The organism is Micromonospora sp. KC207 (genome assembly GCF_004348615.1).
GTDB lineage: Bacteria > Actinomycetota > Actinomycetes > Mycobacteriales > Micromonosporaceae > Micromonospora.
This window is the reverse complement of the sequence record NZ_SMKJ01000165.1, coordinates 1-15,613: the sequence shown is the minus strand read 5'-3', so window position 1 is coordinate 15,613 and position 15,613 is coordinate 1. Positions and strand designations below refer to the sequence as shown.

The following is a 15,613-nucleotide window of genomic DNA, read 5'->3' as shown; positions in this document are numbered from 1 at the left end:
GCCCCACCCCCCGGGGCCCCGCCGTGGCCCGAATCAGCGCGGGGTGCCGAAGTCCTGCGTCCAGTACGGCCCGTTGCTGCTGGCGATGCCGACGCCGATCTCGGTGAAGGAGCAGTTCAGGATGTTGGCCCGGTGTCCCGGGCTGTTCATCCAGGCGTCCATCACCGCGGCCGGGGTCTGCTGGTTCCACGCGACGTTCTCGCCGTACGCGCGCCAGGCGTAGCCGACCCGGCCGAGCCGGTCGCCGACGTCGCTGCCGTCGCTGCCGTCGTGCGACATCTTCCGGTTGTCGGCCTGGTCCTGGCTGTGTGCCTGGGCCGCCGCCATCAGCTTGTCGTTGATCTTCAGTGCGCCGCATCCGGCCTTGGCCCGCTCCGCGTTGACCAGATTGACGACCTCCCGCGCCTGGGCGCTCACGCCCGGCGCGGCGGCGGCCCGGGGCGTGGCGGGGGCGATGCTGCGCTGGCTGTTCCGCGACGCGGTGGCTGACCGGCTGGGCTTCGGGGTCGGCTTGGCGGTCCGGCTCGGCGAGGGGGAGGGACTGGCGCTCGTCGGCGAGGCGCTCGGTGAGGGCGAAATCAGTGGGCTGGCCGGCGTCGAGGGGGTCGGGTCGACGGGCGCGGCGACCGGGACGTCGACCGCGGCCGGGTCGGTCCGTGGGGCATCCCCGCCGGGCAGTACGAGGGCACCGACGCCGAGGCTGACCACCAGGGTGGCCGCCGCAGCGGCGCCACCGATCAGTAGCGGGCGCGGGAGCCGACGGGCCGGCCGGTGCCGCCCCTCGCCGTCGCCCGGGGCGTTGCCGCCGCGCCGCGCCGCGAGGTCGACCGGCCGCCCGGTCGCCGGCGTCGCCCCGCCGACGACCGGGAGCGCCCGGGTGTGGTCCGCCGCCGGCGCGTCTACCGCTGGCGCGTGTGCCGCCGGCGCGTCTGCTGCCGGCGTGTCCGCTGCCGGCCAGGGGGCCGGCCTGTCGACGTCGGCCGGCACCCACTGCCCGGTCGGCTGGTCGTGCCGGGGCTCGCCCCCGGGCCGCACGCCGCCCGTGTTCTCGGCGGGCCAGGAAACGGCGTCCAGCCGCCACTGCCCGGTGGGCTGTTCGGACGGCTGCCACTGCCCGGTGGGCTGGTGCGCCGGCTGCTCCTGCCCGTGGGGGTGGTCCGCCCACGGGTGGTCGACCGGCTCCGGCCGGGACCGGTCGGTGTGCCATTGGTCACTTGGCTGATCCGGTTCGTCCCCGAACAGGTAGGCCGACCTTGGCCCGGGGCGGTCGGTCAGCCAGGCCGGCTCGTCGGCCGGGGGCTCCTGGCGCCACCGCGAGCCCTCCGGGTCGTTCGGGTCGGTCCAGCCGTACACGCCTGTCGCCTCCATAGGTCGGTTGCGGGCCGGGGTGACCGTACGGGCGCGGTGCTAGCTGCGGCAACGTGGCTAAGAAAGAGTTAAGACGAAAGCGGTTCGCGTGGGGTGAGTTCCGTCGTTCCCGGGCGTACAGTTAACGAGTCCGGACAGAGCGTGTCCGTGCCTTTGTGGCAGCCCCCCGACAAGTGGTTCGGCCGACGTGAAGATGATCTACGGCCTGCGGTAACTTGACGAATGAGGGGTTGTCGGCTCAATATGTAGGTGTCGCCAGTCGCGCCCGGTCATGCCCAGAATCGCTGGGAATGGCAGCCGCGAACGAGTGGGCGCGCGTTGGTCCGGCCTTTCCGGCAGCGCATATCAAGGAGTCAGCATGGCGAAGGCCCTCTACGGCCACGTAGGTGCAGCGCCCGATCGGCGTCTGCTCGACGAGGTCACCCGACTGCGGTCCAGGGTTCAGGCACTGGAGTTCGAGATCACGCGCCTGCGCGCCGAGAACGATCGGCTCGCGGCGGCTGCGGCGGAGGCGGATGACCTCCTCCGTCTGGCCGAGCCCGCACTGACCTGATCTCCGGTTGGTCCGACAACTGAATCGCACCACGCAAAATCGCGCGCCGACACTTACTGTGCCGGCGCGCTGCCATGTCCGGACCATTTTCCCGGCACCATTCTCTGATCTTGGATAATTGATCAAGGTTCGGCCGCGACGACTGTCCGATCCGTACCGGGAAACCCCGGTACGCGGGTCGCGGAACCGGCCGTCGACGTCGCCCGGGGCGGGTCGCGTGCCCGACCACCGGCGGCACCGGGTTAGTCTGCGGGTTCACCAGGTCCGCGCAGCCCACGACGCTCGGCGGCCACCGGACGAGGATCGAGAAGGTGTATCTCAAGAGCCTGACGGTGAAGGGGTTCAAGTCCTTCGCCTCCGCGACGACGCTGAAGCTGGAGCCCGGGATCACCTGCGTGGTCGGCCCGAACGGCTCCGGCAAGTCCAACGTCGTCGACGCCATCGCCTGGGTGCTCGGCGAGCAGGGTGCCAAGGCGCTGCGCGGGGGCAAGATGGAGGACGTCATCTTCGCCGGCACCGCCGGGCGGGCCCCGCTGGGTCGGGCCGAGGTCACCCTCACCATCGACAACACCGACGGCGCGTTGCCCATCGAGTACACCGAGGTCTCCATCACCCGCCGGATGTTCCGCTCGGGCGAGAGCGAGTACGAGATCAACGGCGACTCCTGCCGCCTGCTCGACATCCAGGAGCTGCTGTCGGACTCCGGCATCGGCCGGGAGATGCACATCATCGTCGGTCAGGGCCGCCTCGACGGGATGCTGCACGCCAAGCCGGAGGACCGGCGGGCGTTCATCGAGGAGGCGGCCGGCGTCCTCAAGCACCGCAAGCGCAAGGAGAAGGCGCTGCGGAAGCTCGACGCGATGCAGACGAATCTCAACCGGCTCACCGACCTCACCGCCGAGCTGCGCCGCCAGCTCAAGCCGCTGGGCCGGCAGGCCGAGGTGGCCCGGCGGGCCGCCGCGATCCAGGCCAACCTGCGCGACGCCCGGCTGCGGCTGCTCGCCGACGACCTGCACACCCTGCGCGCCACCCTCAACCGGGAGATCGCCGACGAGAGCGCCGCGCGCGAGCGACGCCAGGAGGTCGAGGCGGAGCACTCCGAGGCGCAGGCCCGGCTCGGCGAGCTGGAGACCGCCCTCGCCGAGGACGCCCCGCTGCTCGCCGCCGCCCAGGACACCTGGTACCGGCTCTCCGCCCTCTCCGAGCGGTTCCGCTCCGTCGAGCAGCTCGCCCGCGAGCGGCTGCGCCACCTCACCGCCACGCCCGACGACGAGCGCCCCGGCCGCGACCCCGACCAGTTGGAGGCCGAGGCGGAGCGGGTCCGCGAGCAGGAGGAGGAGCTGCGCGGCGCGCTCACCGACGACCAGATCCGCCTCGCCGAGGCCGTCGAGCGGCGGCAGGAGCTGGAACGCCAGCTCGCCGCCGCCGAGCGGGAACTGGTCGCCGCCGCGAAGGCGATCGCCGACAGACGGGAGGGGCTGGCCCGGCTCACCGGCCAGGTCAACTCGGCCCGCGCCCGCACCACGAGCGCCGGGGAGGAGATCGAACGGCTCGCCGCCGCGCACGCCGACGCCCTGGCCCGCGCCGAGCAGGCGCAGGCTGACCTGGACGCGGTCGCCGAGCAGTCCACGGAGGCCGACCGGGACAACGCCGACCTCGACGACCGGCACGCCGAGGCCGTCGCCGTCCAGGAGCGCGCGCAGGCCGCCGCGCGTCTTCTCGCCGACGCCGAACGGGCCGCCGAGAAGGACGCCGCCACGCAGAAGGCCCGCGAAGAGGCGCTCGCCATCGGCCTGCGCCGCAAGGACGGCGCGGGTGCGCTGCTGGCCCGCGCCGGCGAGGTGCCGGGCCTGCTCGGCAGTCTCGCCGGGCTGCTCACCGTCGCCCCGGGCCACTCCGCGGCGCTCGCCGCCGCGCTCGGCGGGCTCGCCGACGCGGTCGCGGTCAGCGGCGTCGACGAGGCCGTCGAGGCGATGCGGCTGCTCAAGATCTCCGACGCCGGGCGGGCGGGCCTGCTCGTCGGCAGCCCCGCCGGGCCGGGCATGACCGGGCCGGCCGACGCCCTGCGCCCGGAGCTGCCCGCCCACGCCCGCTGGGCCCCCGACCTGGTCGAGTGCTCCGCCGAACTCCGTCCCGCCGTGCACCGGGCGCTGCGCGACGTGGTCCTCGTCGACGACCTCGCTGCCGCCGCCGAGCTGGTCGCCGGCAACCCGGAGCTGCGCGCGGTGACCCCGGACGGCGACGTCGTCGGGGCGTACGCGGCGGCCGGCGGGTCGGCGAAGGCACCCAGCTTCATCGAGGTGCAGGCCGCCGTCGAGGAGGCCCGGGCCAACCGGCTCGCCGCCGAGCGCGCCGCCGCCGAGCTGCGCGACCAGCTCGTCGAGGCGCGCGCCGAGGTGGCCGCCGCCAAGGAGGCCGTGCAGCACGCCGCCGCCGCGAAGCGGGAGGCCGAGAGCCACCGCAACGCCGCCGCCCGACGCCTCGCCGAGCTGGGCGCCGCCGCCCGGTCGGCGAAGGCGGAGACCGACCGGCTCGGCGAGTCCCGGGCCCGTGCCGAGGCGGCCCGGCAACGGGACCTCGCCGCCCTGGCCGAGCTGGAGGAGCGGCTGCGGCTTGCCGAGGCCACCCCGATCGACGCCGAGCCGTCGACGGAGGAACGCGACCAACTCGCCGCGATGGTGCCGCAGGCTCGGCAGAACGAGATGGAGGTCCGGCTCGCCGTGCGTACCGCCGAGGAGCGGGTTTCCTCGATCGCCGGCCGGGCCGACTCGCTGCGCCGCCAGGCCGCCGCCGAGCGGGCCGCGCGGGAGCGCGCGGCGGCCCGCCGCGCGGCGCGCGCCCGGGGCGCGAACATCGCCCGCGCCGTGGTCGGCGGCGCCCGCGAGGCGCTGACCCGGCTCGCCGTCTCGATCGCGCGGGCCGAGGAACACCGCGACGCCGTGACGCGCGAGCGGGCGGCCCGCGAGGCCGAGCTGTCCGAGGTACGCGGCGCGGCGAAGCGCCTCGGCGCGGAGCTGGAGCGGCTGACCAGCCAGGTGCACCGGGACGAGGTGGCCCGGGCCGAGCAGCGGCTGCGCATCGAGCAGTTGGAGGCCAAGGCCGCCGAGGACTTCGGCCTCGACGTGGAGACGCTGGTCGCCGAGTACGGCCCGACGCAGCCCGTACCGCCGACCCAGGCCGACGTGGCGGCGGCCGAGCGGGACGGGCTGCCGGTGCCCGAGCCGGTCCGCTTCGAGCGGCCGGTGCAGGAGAAGCGGGCCGCGAAGGCGGAACGGGAGCTGGCCCTGCTCGGCAAGGTCAATCCCCTGGCGCTGGAGGAGTTCGCCGCGCTGGAGGAGCGCTACAAGTTCCTCTCCGAGCAGTTGGAGGACCTCAGGGCCACCCGCCGGGACCTGCTGACCGTGGTCAAGGACGTCGACGCGCGGATCCTGGAGGTCTTCGCCAGCGCGTTCGCAGACACCGCCCGGGAGTTCGAGCAGGTCTTCACGGTGCTCTTTCCCGGCGGCGAGGGCCGGCTGATCCTCACCGACCCCGAGGACCTGCTCGCCACCGGCGTGGAGGTGGAGGCCCGCCCGCCGGGCAAGAAGATCAAGCGGCTGTCGCTGCTCTCCGGCGGCGAGCGGTCGCTGACCGCCGTGGCGATGCTGGTGGCGATCTTCCGGGCCCGGCCCAGCCCGTTCTACATCATGGACGAGGTGGAGGCGGCCCTCGACGACGTCAACCTGGGCAGATTGATCACCTTGCTGGCACAGTTGCGGGAGAAGAGTCAGCTGATCGTCATCACCCACCAGAAGCGGACGATGGAGATCGCCGACGCCCTCTACGGGGTGACCATGCGCAGCGGGGTCACCCAGGTGATCAGCCAGCGGCTCAACCGGGCCGACGGGGAGAACGAGCGGCACGGCCGCGGCGAGGAGAATCAGTAGTGGCTCGGGAACGCGCGACAGCGCTCCTGGTGGATCTCGACGGGGTGCTGCGGCGCTGGGACCCGGCGGTGGCCGCTGGCGTGGAACGGGAGTACGGCCTCGCCGAGGGGGTGCTCACCGAGATCGCCATGCACTGGGGACGGCTCCAGCCGGTGCTGACCGGCCAGGTCAGCCACGCCGACTGGATTTCCAGCATCGCCGACGCGCTGGCCGACTCGGCCGGCGGCCCGCAACGCGCCCGCGCCGCGGTGGAGCAGTGGCAGCGCTACCGGGGCGAGGTGGACCCCGAGGTGCTGGCGTTCGTGCGCGAGGTGCGGGCCGCGGGGGTACGGGTCGGGCTCGGCACCAACGGCACCGACCTGCTCGACACCGACCTCGCCGCGCTCGGCCTGGCCGGCGAGCTGGACGTGGTGGTCAACTCCTCGGTCGTCGGGGTGCACAAGCCGGCGAAGGAGTACTTCCAGGCGGCCTGCGCGGCGCTGGGGACCCCGCCGGCCCGGGTGCTCTTCGTCGACGACGAGGACTGGGCGATCCGGGGCGCCCGGGCGGCCGGGCTGTCGGCGTACCGGTGGGACGGGCCGTCGGGGCTGCGCTACCTGCGGGCGGCGTTGGCGTACTGAGCCGGTTCTCTGCTCGTTCTCTGCTGATCCGGCCCGACCGGTGCCGACGGTCATCCACCGGTGGCGCCGTCGATGCGTTCCCGGATCAGGTCGGCGTGGCCGTTGTGCCGGGCGTACTCCTCGATCATGTGCAGGTAGACCCAGCGCAGGCTGAACGTCCGCTTCTTGGGCCCGACCTCGGTGAATGTCTCGTCGAGGGAGCGGCCGGCCGCGGCGGCGCGGGCGAGGGCGACCTCCCGGTGGAAGGTGGCGAAGTCGGCCTCGGCATCGGCGTCGCTGACGTCGTGGTCGGCGTCCGGGTTCTCCGGCGTGAAGTACGGATAGTCGACGCGCTGGCCGGCGAAGCTCTCCCGGAACCACCACGCCTCCACCTCGGCCAGGTGCCGCACCAGGCCGAGCAGGCTCAGCCCGGACGGCTCGACGCTCGGCGTGCGTAGCTGCTCGGCGGTCAGCCCGGCGCACTTGTGCAGCAGGGTCTGCCGGTGGAAGTCCAGCCAACCGTCGAGTTGGGTGCGCTCGTCGGCGACCAGCGGTGCGTCGGTACGGGTGATCTGCGGTGCTCTCCAGGTCATCCGCTCATCCTGGCGGGTACCCCCGACACCCTGCGATCGGTTTAGCGCGCGCCAACCGTGCGGACTGTGCCGCGCTGGGGCTGTGCCGTGGGGCGTCAGGAAGGGGCCCTTCCTATACAGGAAGCGTTAACAGGGGGCCCTTCCTTGCACTCGGTGCTCGACGAACCGCGGGGTCACCGGGGAACGATCAACGCCCGCGGGGGACGGGCGCGACGGGCTCAGCCCTCGGAGGCGAGCCGCCTCCGGAACACCGGCCGCAGGTGCCCGTCGCCGGTGGTGCCCTCGATCGTCACGTCGGCCGTGCGGCCGGTGTGGGTCAGGGTGGCCACCGCGTTGCCGAAGTACGGCCCGGCCAGCTTGCGCCAACGCACGCTGGGACGGCGTACCCCCGCCGAGCGGGCCAGCGCGCGGCCGGCCCCGGCCGGCCCCGGCGACCAGCCCAGCCGCATCAGCGGGCGCATCGCCGCCGGCACCTGGTTGTGGATCGGCGAGCAGGTGAGTTGGTGCACGGGGGTGCGCACCTGCGGGTCGGCGAAGCGGGCCCGGGCCACGTACGAGTGGTGCACGTCCCCCGACAGCACGCTGATCGACGCGGGCGGCGGGTATGCCGGGCCGGTGCCGACCCGGTCCCCGGTGCGCCCGGCCGGGCCGCTGCCCAGCCGGACGAAGAGCGCGCCGAGGGCGTCGAAGGAGCGACGGAACGCGGCCCAGTGCTCCAGGTCCAGCGCCCGGCGCAGCCGCTCGGCGAAGCCGGACACCCAGCGGTGCCGGGAGTCGGCGAGCTTCTCGCTCCACGCCTCCACGTGGTGGATGCCCGGCGGCAGCAGCCAGGGCAGCGACGCGCCGACGACGAGATGGTCGTAGACGCCGTGGGCCTGGTCCAGGAACCAGGACCACTCGCCGGGCGGCAGCATCGCCCGGTTGCCCCGATCCAGCACCCGGCTGCACCGGTTGTCCAGCATCACCAGCCTCGTGCGCCCCAGGTCCAGGGCGTAGCTCCACTGGTACTGCACCGCGCGCCAGCGCTCGGTGTCGTGGGCCTCGTCGGCCTCCCGGTCGACCCGGGCGCCGAACTCGCGCAACACCTCGGTGGCGTCCGCCCCGGCGGCGGTGACCTTCGCGTACACCGGGTCGGCGGCGATCTCGTCCGGGGCGAGGTTGCCCAGGTGCTGGTACACCCAGTAGGAGGCCAGCCCGCTGCCGATCCGCTCGGCCCACCAGGGCTGGGCGCGCATGTCGTCACGCCACGCCGCGGAGGTGTTCCAGTCGTCGATCACCTCGTGGTCGTCGAAGATCATCACGCTGGGCACGGTGGAGAAGAGCCAGCGGATCTCCGGGTCGCGCCACGATTCCAGGTAGAGCTTGGTGTACTCGTCGAAGCTGACCACCTGCGTCGCCGGGGCGCCCGCCGGCCGCCGCCGGCGCCGCTTGAGCAGCCGCCGCACGGTCGGCGAGGTCTCGTCGGCGTAGACCTGGTCGCCGAGCAGCACCAGCAGGTCGGGCTGGGCGGCGGCCCGGTCCGGCTCGGCCATCAACCGCCGGGCGTACGCGTCGAGCGCGTCGGGGGGCAGCCGGCGGGCGGTCGAGTGCTGGGTGGTCTCCCGGCAGGAGCCGAAGACGAGGCGCACCGGCTGGTCCCGGTCGTCGGCGGCTCGGGTGCGGATCATGCTGGGCGGGAACCCGGCCCGGGGCTCCGGCCAGGCCACCTCGTCGTCGACCAGCACCTCGTACGTCGTCGCGCTGTCGGGGGTGAGCCCCTCGACCATGACGAGCGCGTAGTGGTGGTCGTACGCGGAGAAGGTTCCCGCCGCCCCCTCGGCGCCGTCGGCCGTGCGGACCCGGACCGTCGCGGGCGCGCTGGTCTCCACCCAGACGGTGGCCCGCGTGCCGACGACCCGGCGCAGCAGCGGGCCGATGAGCAGGCGGGGAGCCGGCATGGGGAACCTCCCAGAGGGCGAGACGATCTCATCATTTCTACCCGGTCGGCCGTCGCGCCGCCCCTGGCCGCCGCGAGCGTACCCGCAGCTCGCACACCCGTCGGGTGCGGTGGCTGGGACGCCGCCGCCGGCATCTGACAGGATTTCGGCATGACGGAATACCTCCTCATCGCGCTCGCCCTGCTCGGCGTGCTGATCCTCGGCGGCCTCGGGCTGGTGGTGTCACGGCTGCGCCGGCGCCCCGAACCGCCGCTGCCGGAGACGGAGGTGGACACCCGGCCCGGACGGGACCTCGCCGGGCCGCCAGTCGAGGCACCGGAGGCGGAGCTATCCACCGGGATCCTCGTCGAGCCCCCGCCCGTGCGGGAGGCGCCGCTCGTCGTCGAGATGCCCGAGCCGACCGCCGGCCGGCTGGTCCGGCTGCGTTCGCGGTTGTCCCGCTCGCAGAACGCCTTCGGCAAGGGTCTGCTCGGCCTGCTCTCCCGCGACCACCTCGACGAGGACACGTGGGAGGAGATCGAGGACAGCCTGATCACCGCCGACGTCGGCATCGACGCCACCCGCGACATCGTCGACCGGCTGCGGGAGCGGACCCGGGTGCTCGGCACCCGTTCCGCCACCGAGCTGCGCGCCCTGCTCGCCGCCGAGCTGGTCGACGCCCTCGACCCGGCCCTGGACCGGTCGCTGCGCACCGCGCCCAAGGACGGCGTGCCGGCGGTGGTGCTGGTGGTCGGCGTCAACGGCGCCGGCAAGACCACCACCTGCGGCAAGATCGCCCGGGTGCTGGTCGCCGACGGCCGTAGCGTGCTGCTCGGCGCGGCCGACACCTTCCGTGCCGCCGCCGCCGACCAGCTCCAGACGTGGGGCGGCCGGGTCGGTGCGGAGACCGTCCGGGGCCCGGAGGCCGCCGACCCGGCCAGCGTGGCGTTCGACGCGGTCAAGCGGGGCATCGACACCGGCGTGGACACCGTGCTGATCGACACCGCCGGCCGGTTGCAGAACAAGGTCGGCCTCATGGACGAGCTGGGCAAGGTCAAACGGGTCGTCTCCAAGCACGGCCCGATCGACGAGACCCTGCTCGTGCTCGACGCCACCACCGGCCAGAACGGCCTGGAGCAGGCGCGGGTCTTCACCGAGGTGGTCAACGTGACCGGTGTGGTGCTGACCAAGCTCGACGGCACCGCCAAGGGCGGCATCGTGATCGCCGTGCAGCGCAAGCTCGGCATCCCGGTCAAGCTGGTCGGCCTCGGCGAGGGCAAGGACGACCTCGCCCCGTTCGACCCGGCTCAGTTCGTCGACGCGCTGCTCGGCACCGAGCCGCTCGCCCGGGACGCGTAACCTCGCAGTGACCAGTGACGATCGCGCCTACACCGGGTGGCGCGACCCCCGCCACCCGGCGCCGGGCCTCGGGAGACCGTACGTGACTTCGCAGGAGATCCCGCTGCATGGCGGGAACGTGAGCACCGTGGTCCGGGTCGGTGACACCGTCCGGCGCAACGCCGGCCCGTGGACCCCGTCCGTGCACGCCCTGCTGCGCCACCTGGAGTACGTCGGGTTCACCGGCGCGCCCCGGGCCCTCGGCATGGACGAACGCAACCGGGAGGTCCTGTCGTACCTGGAGGGGGAGTGCGGGGAGTACCCGCTCGCCCCGCACTGGGTCACCGACGAGGCGCTGGTGACGGTCGCCACCATGCTGAGGATGTTCCACGACGCCCAGTACGGCTTCGCCCCGCCGCCCGGGGCGGTCTGGCGCTCGTTCGGCCCGCCTCCGCCGGACACCGAGGTGATCTGCCACCACGACGCCGCCCCGCACAACGTGATCTGGCGGCCGGACGGCACCCTCGGGCTGATCGACTTCGACCTCGCCTCGCCGGGCGCGCGGATCTACGACGTGGCGTACGCGGCGTGGACCTGGGTGCCGATCTTTGCCGACCGGGACTCGATCACCCTCGGTTGGAAGCACCCGGACCGGCCGCGCCGGCTGCGGCTGTTCGCCGACGCGTACGGGCTGATCCCGCGCGACCGGCACCGGCTGGTCCGGACCATCCGCAAGCGCGTCGTCGACCACGTCGAGGGCATCCGCCGGATGGCCGCCGCGGGCGAGCCGGCATTCGTCCGGATTGTGCACAAAGGTCATCTTCGACGCCCGATGCGCGATTTGCGCCTGTTGGACTACGAACGACACGCCCTGGAGTACGCGCTGCGTTGAGCCCGCCCCGGCGTCGCCTGTGGTGAGGGTTTCTTCACATGTACGAAACACAGCGTCACAGGCTGGAAATCGAGCGGTGACCCTGAAGGAAACAGGAGGCGGCCAAGCTTCCGCGCATCCGGCGTACGGGCGACGCTGCCCCGGAAGCCGCGAAGGAGGGAACTTCACCTTTAGGAGGCCAGCGTGCCTGAAGCACCGACGATCGACGGCGGCAATACCGTTTGGCTGCTGGTTTCGACCGCGCTCGTGCTGCTCATGACGCCCGGACTGGCGCTGTTCTACGGCGGGCTCAACCGGGCCAAGGGCGTGCTCAACATGATGATGATGAGCTTCTCCGCCATTGGGCTCATCTCTGTTCTGTGGTGGTTCTACGGTTTCAGCGTCGCCTTCGGGACCGACGTGAACGGCTTCTGGGGCGACCCCGGGGCGTACCTCGGCACCAAGACCTTCATGGCCGAGACCGACCTGTGGGGGGCCACCGCGGAGAACCCCAGCGGCATCGGGGTCCCGCTCTACGTGTTCATGGCGTTCCAGATGGTCTTCGCGGTGATCACCGTCGCGCTGATCAGCGGCGCGATCTCCGACCGGGCCAAGTTCGCCGGCTGGCTGGTTTTCGCCTTCGGGTGGGCCACGCTTGTCTACTTTCCGGTCGCGCACTGGGTGTGGGGCGGCGGCATCATCGGCGGTGACATCCACGCGCTGGACTTCGCCGGTGGCACCGCGGTGCACATCAACGCCGGTGCGGCGGCCCTCGCCGTGGCCCTGGTGCTCGGCAAGCGGCTCGGCTGGCCCCGCGAGGGCATGAAGCCGCACAACATCCCGCTGGTCGCGCTCGGCGCGGGCCTGCTCTGGTTCGGCTGGTTCGGGTTCAACGCCGGCTCGGAGCTGACCGTCGACTCGGTCGCCGGCCTCGCCTTCATCAACACCCAGCTCGCCACCGCCGCGGCGGTGCTCGGTTGGCTCGCGGTGGAGTGGATCAAGGACAAGAAGCCGACCATGGTCGGCGCGTCCTCCGGCGCGGTCGCCGGTCTGGTCGCCATCACCCCGGCCTGTGGCTTCATCGCCCCCTGGGCGTCGGTCCTGCTCGGCATCGTCGCCGGTGCGGTCTGCGCGTTCGCCGTCAGCCTGAAGTACAAGCTCGGCTACGACGACTCCCTCGACGTGGTCGGCGTGCACTTCGTCGGTGGCTGGATCGGCTCGCTCTGGCTCGGCCTGTTCGCCACCAACTCGGTCAACGCCGCGATCACCGACGTGGTCGGCGCCTCGGACGGCCTGTTCTACGGCGGCGGGGTCACCCAGCTCGGCCGCCAGGCCATCGCCGGCCTGATCGTGACCGTCTGGTCCTTCGGAATCGCCTGGCTGCTCGCCTTCGCGATCGAGAAGACGATCGGCTTCCGCCTCAAGCCCGAGGCCGAGGTCGAGGGCATCGACCTCGCCGAGCACGCCGAGAGCGGTTACGACCTCTCCCTGGCCGGTGGCAGCGGCGGCGGCAGCGCGTTCGCGCTCGCCGGGATCGGAACGCCGGCCGGTGCCGCCGGCACCAAGCCGGCGTCGGACGAGTCCGAGCCGGTCAGCGAGAAGGTCGCCGGTTAACGTTCCTGAAATGGAGGGGTTGGACATGAAGCTGGTGACCGCGGTCATCAAGCCGTACCAGCTGGACGCGGTGAAGGAGGCCCTGCACGCCCTCGGGGTGGCCGGGCTGACCGTCAGCGAGGTCCAAGGCTACGGCCGCCAGAAGGGGCACACCGAGGTCTACCGGGGTGCCGAGTACACCGTCGAGTTCCTGCCGAAGATCCGGGTGGAGGTGCTCACCGACGAGATCGACGTCGAAAAGATCGTCGACGCGATCGTCGGTGCCGCCCGGACCGGCAAGATCGGCGACGGCAAGGTGTGGGTGACCGGCGTCGAGGACGTCGTCCGGGTCCGCACCGGTGAACGCGGCCTGGACGCCCTCTAGGCCGGCTCGCGTAGATGACCTCGTTGATCAAGGGGAGCGCGTCGGACAGCGCCGGCGACGGTGACGCGCATCCTTTGGTCAACGAGGTCGTCGGCGTACCCGGGGGGATCGGGGAGGGCGCGCGGCGGGCGCGGGCCGCCGCGTTCGAGCGGTGGCTGACGCCCCTGCTGCCGGACCGGCCCGGGATCGCGCTGGTCGCCGTGGGCGGGCTCGGGCGGCGGCAGTGCGCCCCGTACGGGGACCTCGACCTGGTGCTCGTGCACGCCGGGGTGTCCGGCATGGACGAGCTCGCCTCCAAGCTGTGGTACCCGATCTGGGACGCCGGCCTGCGGCTGGACCACTCGGTGCGGACCCTGGCCGAGGCCCTGTCGGTGGCCCAGGACGACGTGAAGGTCGCCCTCGGCCTGCTCGACGCCCGGTACGTCGCCGGCGACCGGGAACTGGCCGACACCCTGGCCCGCACCGCCACCGACCACTGGCGGCGCACCGCCGTCCGCCAGCTCCCCGCGCTGCGGGAGATCACCGAGGCCCGCTGGCAGGCCCACGGCGAGCTGGCCTTCCTGCTGGAGGGCGACCTCAAGGAGGCCGCCGGCGGGCTGCGTGACGTGGGAATCCTGCGCGCCATCGCCGCCGCCGGCATCACCGACGCGCTGCGCCCCGCCGTCCGGGCCGCCCACCTGCGCCTGCTCGACACCCGCGACGCCCTGCACGAGCAGGTCGGCCGGCGCGTCGACCGGCTGGTCGCCCAGGAACGCGACGGCGTCGCCGCCCGGCTCGGCCTGCGGCAGTCGGCGGGCGACGCCGCCTCCGCGGCCGTGGCCGCCCACGACGGCGACGTGCTGCTGCGCCGGGTCGCCGGGGACGCCCGCACGGTCAGCCACGCCCTCGACGACGCCTGGCGGGCCGCCGACCGGCTGCGCTCCGGCCGCCGCCGGGGCGCCGACCCCCGCCCGGTACGCCGCCCGGTCGCCCGGGACGTCGTGGAGCACGACGGGGAGCTGGTGCTGGCCCGCACCGCCATCGGCGCGCGCCCCGACCCGAGCCTGTCCCTGCGGATGGCCGCCGCGGCGGCCACCACGCGGCTGCCGATCGCCCGCGCCACCTGTGAATGGCTGGCGGCGTACTGTCCGCCGCTGTCGTCGCCCTGGCCGGCGGACGCCCGCACCGCCCTCATCACCCTGCTCGGCGCGGGTCCCGGCCTCGTCCCCGCCTGGGAAACCTGCGACCGGTACGGGCTGATCGACGGCTGGCTGCCCGAGTGGACCCGGATGCGCAGCCTGCCCCAGCACAACCCCGTGCACCGGTACACCCTCGACCGGCACCTGGTGCAGACGGCATACGAGGCCAGCCGGCACACCCGCGAGGTGGACCGGCCGGACCTGCTGCTGCTCGGGGCGTTCCTGCACGACATCGGCAAGGGGCTGCCCGCCGAGGGCGGCGCCGACCACAGCACCGTGGGCGCGCCGCTGGCCGAGGCGGTGGTGGCGCGGGTCGGCCTGCCCGAGCCGGAGGTGGCGCTCATCGGCACGCTGGTCCGGCTACACCTGCTCCTGCCCGACGTGGCCACCCGCCGTGACCTGTCCGACCCGGTGACCATCGCCCGGGTCGCCGAGCAGGTCGGCGACAGCACCACCCTGGACCTGCTGCACGCCCTGGTCCGCGCCGACGCGGCGGCCACCGGCCCGGCCGCCTGGTCGGACTGGAAGGGCCGCCTCGTCGCCGAACTCGTCGCCCGGGTCCGCACCGCGCTGGACACCGGCGTGCTGCCCGCGCCGCCCGCGCCCGACCCGGCGCTGCTCGCCGGGCCGCTGCCGGTCGTACACCTGACCGAAGACCGGGTGGCGGTGGCCGCGGCGGACCGGCGCGGCCTGCTCGCGACGGTGGCCGGTTGCCTGGCCCTGCACCGGCTGGAGGTGCTCTCCGCCGACGCCTCCACCGTCGACGGCCGGGCGCTGGTCGAGTGCCGGGTGCAGCCCCGGTACGGCCTGCCGCCCGACCCGATCGCGCTCGGCGGCGACCTGCGCCGCGCGGTCGCCGGGGATGTCTCGGTCACCCAGCGGCTGCGGGGGCGGGCCCTGGCCGCGCGCGGCTCCGGCGCGGCGCCCCGGGTGGTCTGGCACCGGGACGCGGCCACCGACGCGGTGCTGCTGGAGCTGCGCGCCGCCGACGCGGCCGGCCTGCTGTACCGGGTTACCTGCGCCCTCGACGAGGCCGGCGCCCAGGTCCGCGCGGCCCGGATCTCCACCCTTGGCGGGGACGTGGTGGACGCGTTCTACCTGGTCGGCGGCTGGCCGTCGGACGGCGAGCGGGCCCGCCTGGAGGCCACCGTCCTCGCCGCCGTGTAGGGAAGGGCCCCTTGTCGACGCTTCTGGTAGAGCACCGGCCCCCTGCAACAGCGCGCCCGTGGGCCCGCAGCCGAGGCGGGGCCGGCCGACGCCGGTCAGGCGCGGGCGGGAGCATGGGCGGGGCCC

At 73.8% G+C, this 15,613-nt stretch carries 11 protein-coding genes; 8 read left to right on the top strand and 3 right to left on the bottom strand.

Annotated features, from left to right (window positions below; translation table 11 throughout):
• Nucleotides 1–33 precede the first annotated feature (33 nt).
• Nucleotides 34–1,368, bottom strand: a complete 1,335-nt coding sequence (locus E1258_RS20170; protein WP_132403612.1) for a CAP domain-containing protein — start codon at nucleotides 1,366–1,368, stop codon at nucleotides 34–36.
• A 358-nt stretch (nucleotides 1,369–1,726) separates the two neighbouring features.
• Between E1258_RS20170 and E1258_RS20165 the strand changes: the two genes are divergently transcribed.
• The 3 genes from E1258_RS20165 (at nucleotide 1,727) to E1258_RS20155 (ending at nucleotide 6,467) form a co-directional block, all read left to right on the top strand.
• Nucleotides 1,727–1,921: a hypothetical protein gene (locus E1258_RS20165; RefSeq protein WP_036374707.1), complete on the top strand. Its 195-nt coding sequence runs from the start codon at nucleotides 1,727–1,729 to the stop codon at nucleotides 1,919–1,921.
• A 311-nt stretch (nucleotides 1,922–2,232) separates the two neighbouring features.
• On the top strand, nucleotides 2,233–5,847 hold the full coding sequence (gene smc, locus E1258_RS20160) for a chromosome segregation protein SMC (protein ID WP_132403609.1): 3,615 nt from the start codon (nucleotides 2,233–2,235) through the stop codon (nucleotides 5,845–5,847).
• A complete protein-coding gene (locus E1258_RS20155) occupies nucleotides 5,847–6,467 on the top strand; it encodes an HAD family hydrolase (RefSeq protein WP_132403606.1) in 621 nt (206 codons plus the stop codon). The genes smc and E1258_RS20155 overlap by 1 nt, the downstream gene beginning before the upstream one ends.
• 50 nt (nucleotides 6,468–6,517) lie before the next feature.
• Here E1258_RS20155 and E1258_RS20150 read toward each other — a convergent pair whose 3' ends face one another.
• Together E1258_RS20150 and E1258_RS20145 are read right to left on the bottom strand one after the other, a co-directional pair.
• Nucleotides 6,518–7,039, bottom strand: a complete 522-nt coding sequence (locus E1258_RS20150) for a DinB family protein (RefSeq protein ID WP_132403603.1) — start codon at nucleotides 7,037–7,039, stop codon at nucleotides 6,518–6,520.
• Between the two features lie 218 nt (nucleotides 7,040–7,257).
• The gene (locus E1258_RS20145; protein ID WP_132403600.1) at nucleotides 7,258–8,976 is read right to left on the bottom strand and encodes an alkaline phosphatase D family protein; all 1,719 of its coding nucleotides are present in this window, start codon (nucleotides 8,974–8,976) and stop codon (nucleotides 7,258–7,260) included.
• A gap of 150 nt (nucleotides 8,977–9,126) precedes the next feature.
• Between E1258_RS20145 and ftsY the strand changes: the two genes are divergently transcribed.
• The 5 genes from ftsY (at nucleotide 9,127) to E1258_RS20120 (ending at nucleotide 15,487) form a co-directional block, all read left to right on the top strand.
• Nucleotides 9,127–10,314, top strand: coding sequence for a signal recognition particle-docking protein FtsY (ftsY, locus tag E1258_RS20140; protein WP_132403597.1), 1,188 nt, complete (start codon nucleotides 9,127–9,129; stop codon nucleotides 10,312–10,314).
• 7 nt (nucleotides 10,315–10,321) lie between these two features.
• A complete protein-coding gene (locus E1258_RS20135) occupies nucleotides 10,322–11,185 on the top strand; it encodes an aminoglycoside phosphotransferase family protein (protein ID WP_207919637.1) in 864 nt (287 codons plus the stop codon).
• A 183-nt stretch (nucleotides 11,186–11,368) separates the two neighbouring features.
• Nucleotides 11,369–12,778, top strand: coding sequence for an ammonium transporter (locus E1258_RS20130; RefSeq protein WP_132403591.1), 1,410 nt, complete (start codon nucleotides 11,369–11,371; stop codon nucleotides 12,776–12,778).
• Nucleotides 12,779–12,803: 25 nt separating this feature from the next.
• Nucleotides 12,804–13,142, top strand: a complete 339-nt coding sequence (locus E1258_RS20125) for a P-II family nitrogen regulator (protein WP_176734061.1) — start codon at nucleotides 12,804–12,806, stop codon at nucleotides 13,140–13,142.
• 14 nt (nucleotides 13,143–13,156) lie between these two features.
• Nucleotides 13,157–15,487 (top strand): [protein-PII] uridylyltransferase, encoded by a 2,331-nt coding sequence (locus E1258_RS20120; RefSeq protein WP_132403588.1) that lies wholly within the window; start codon nucleotides 13,157–13,159, stop codon nucleotides 15,485–15,487.
• The last annotated feature ends 126 nt before the right edge of the window (nucleotides 15,488–15,613 follow it).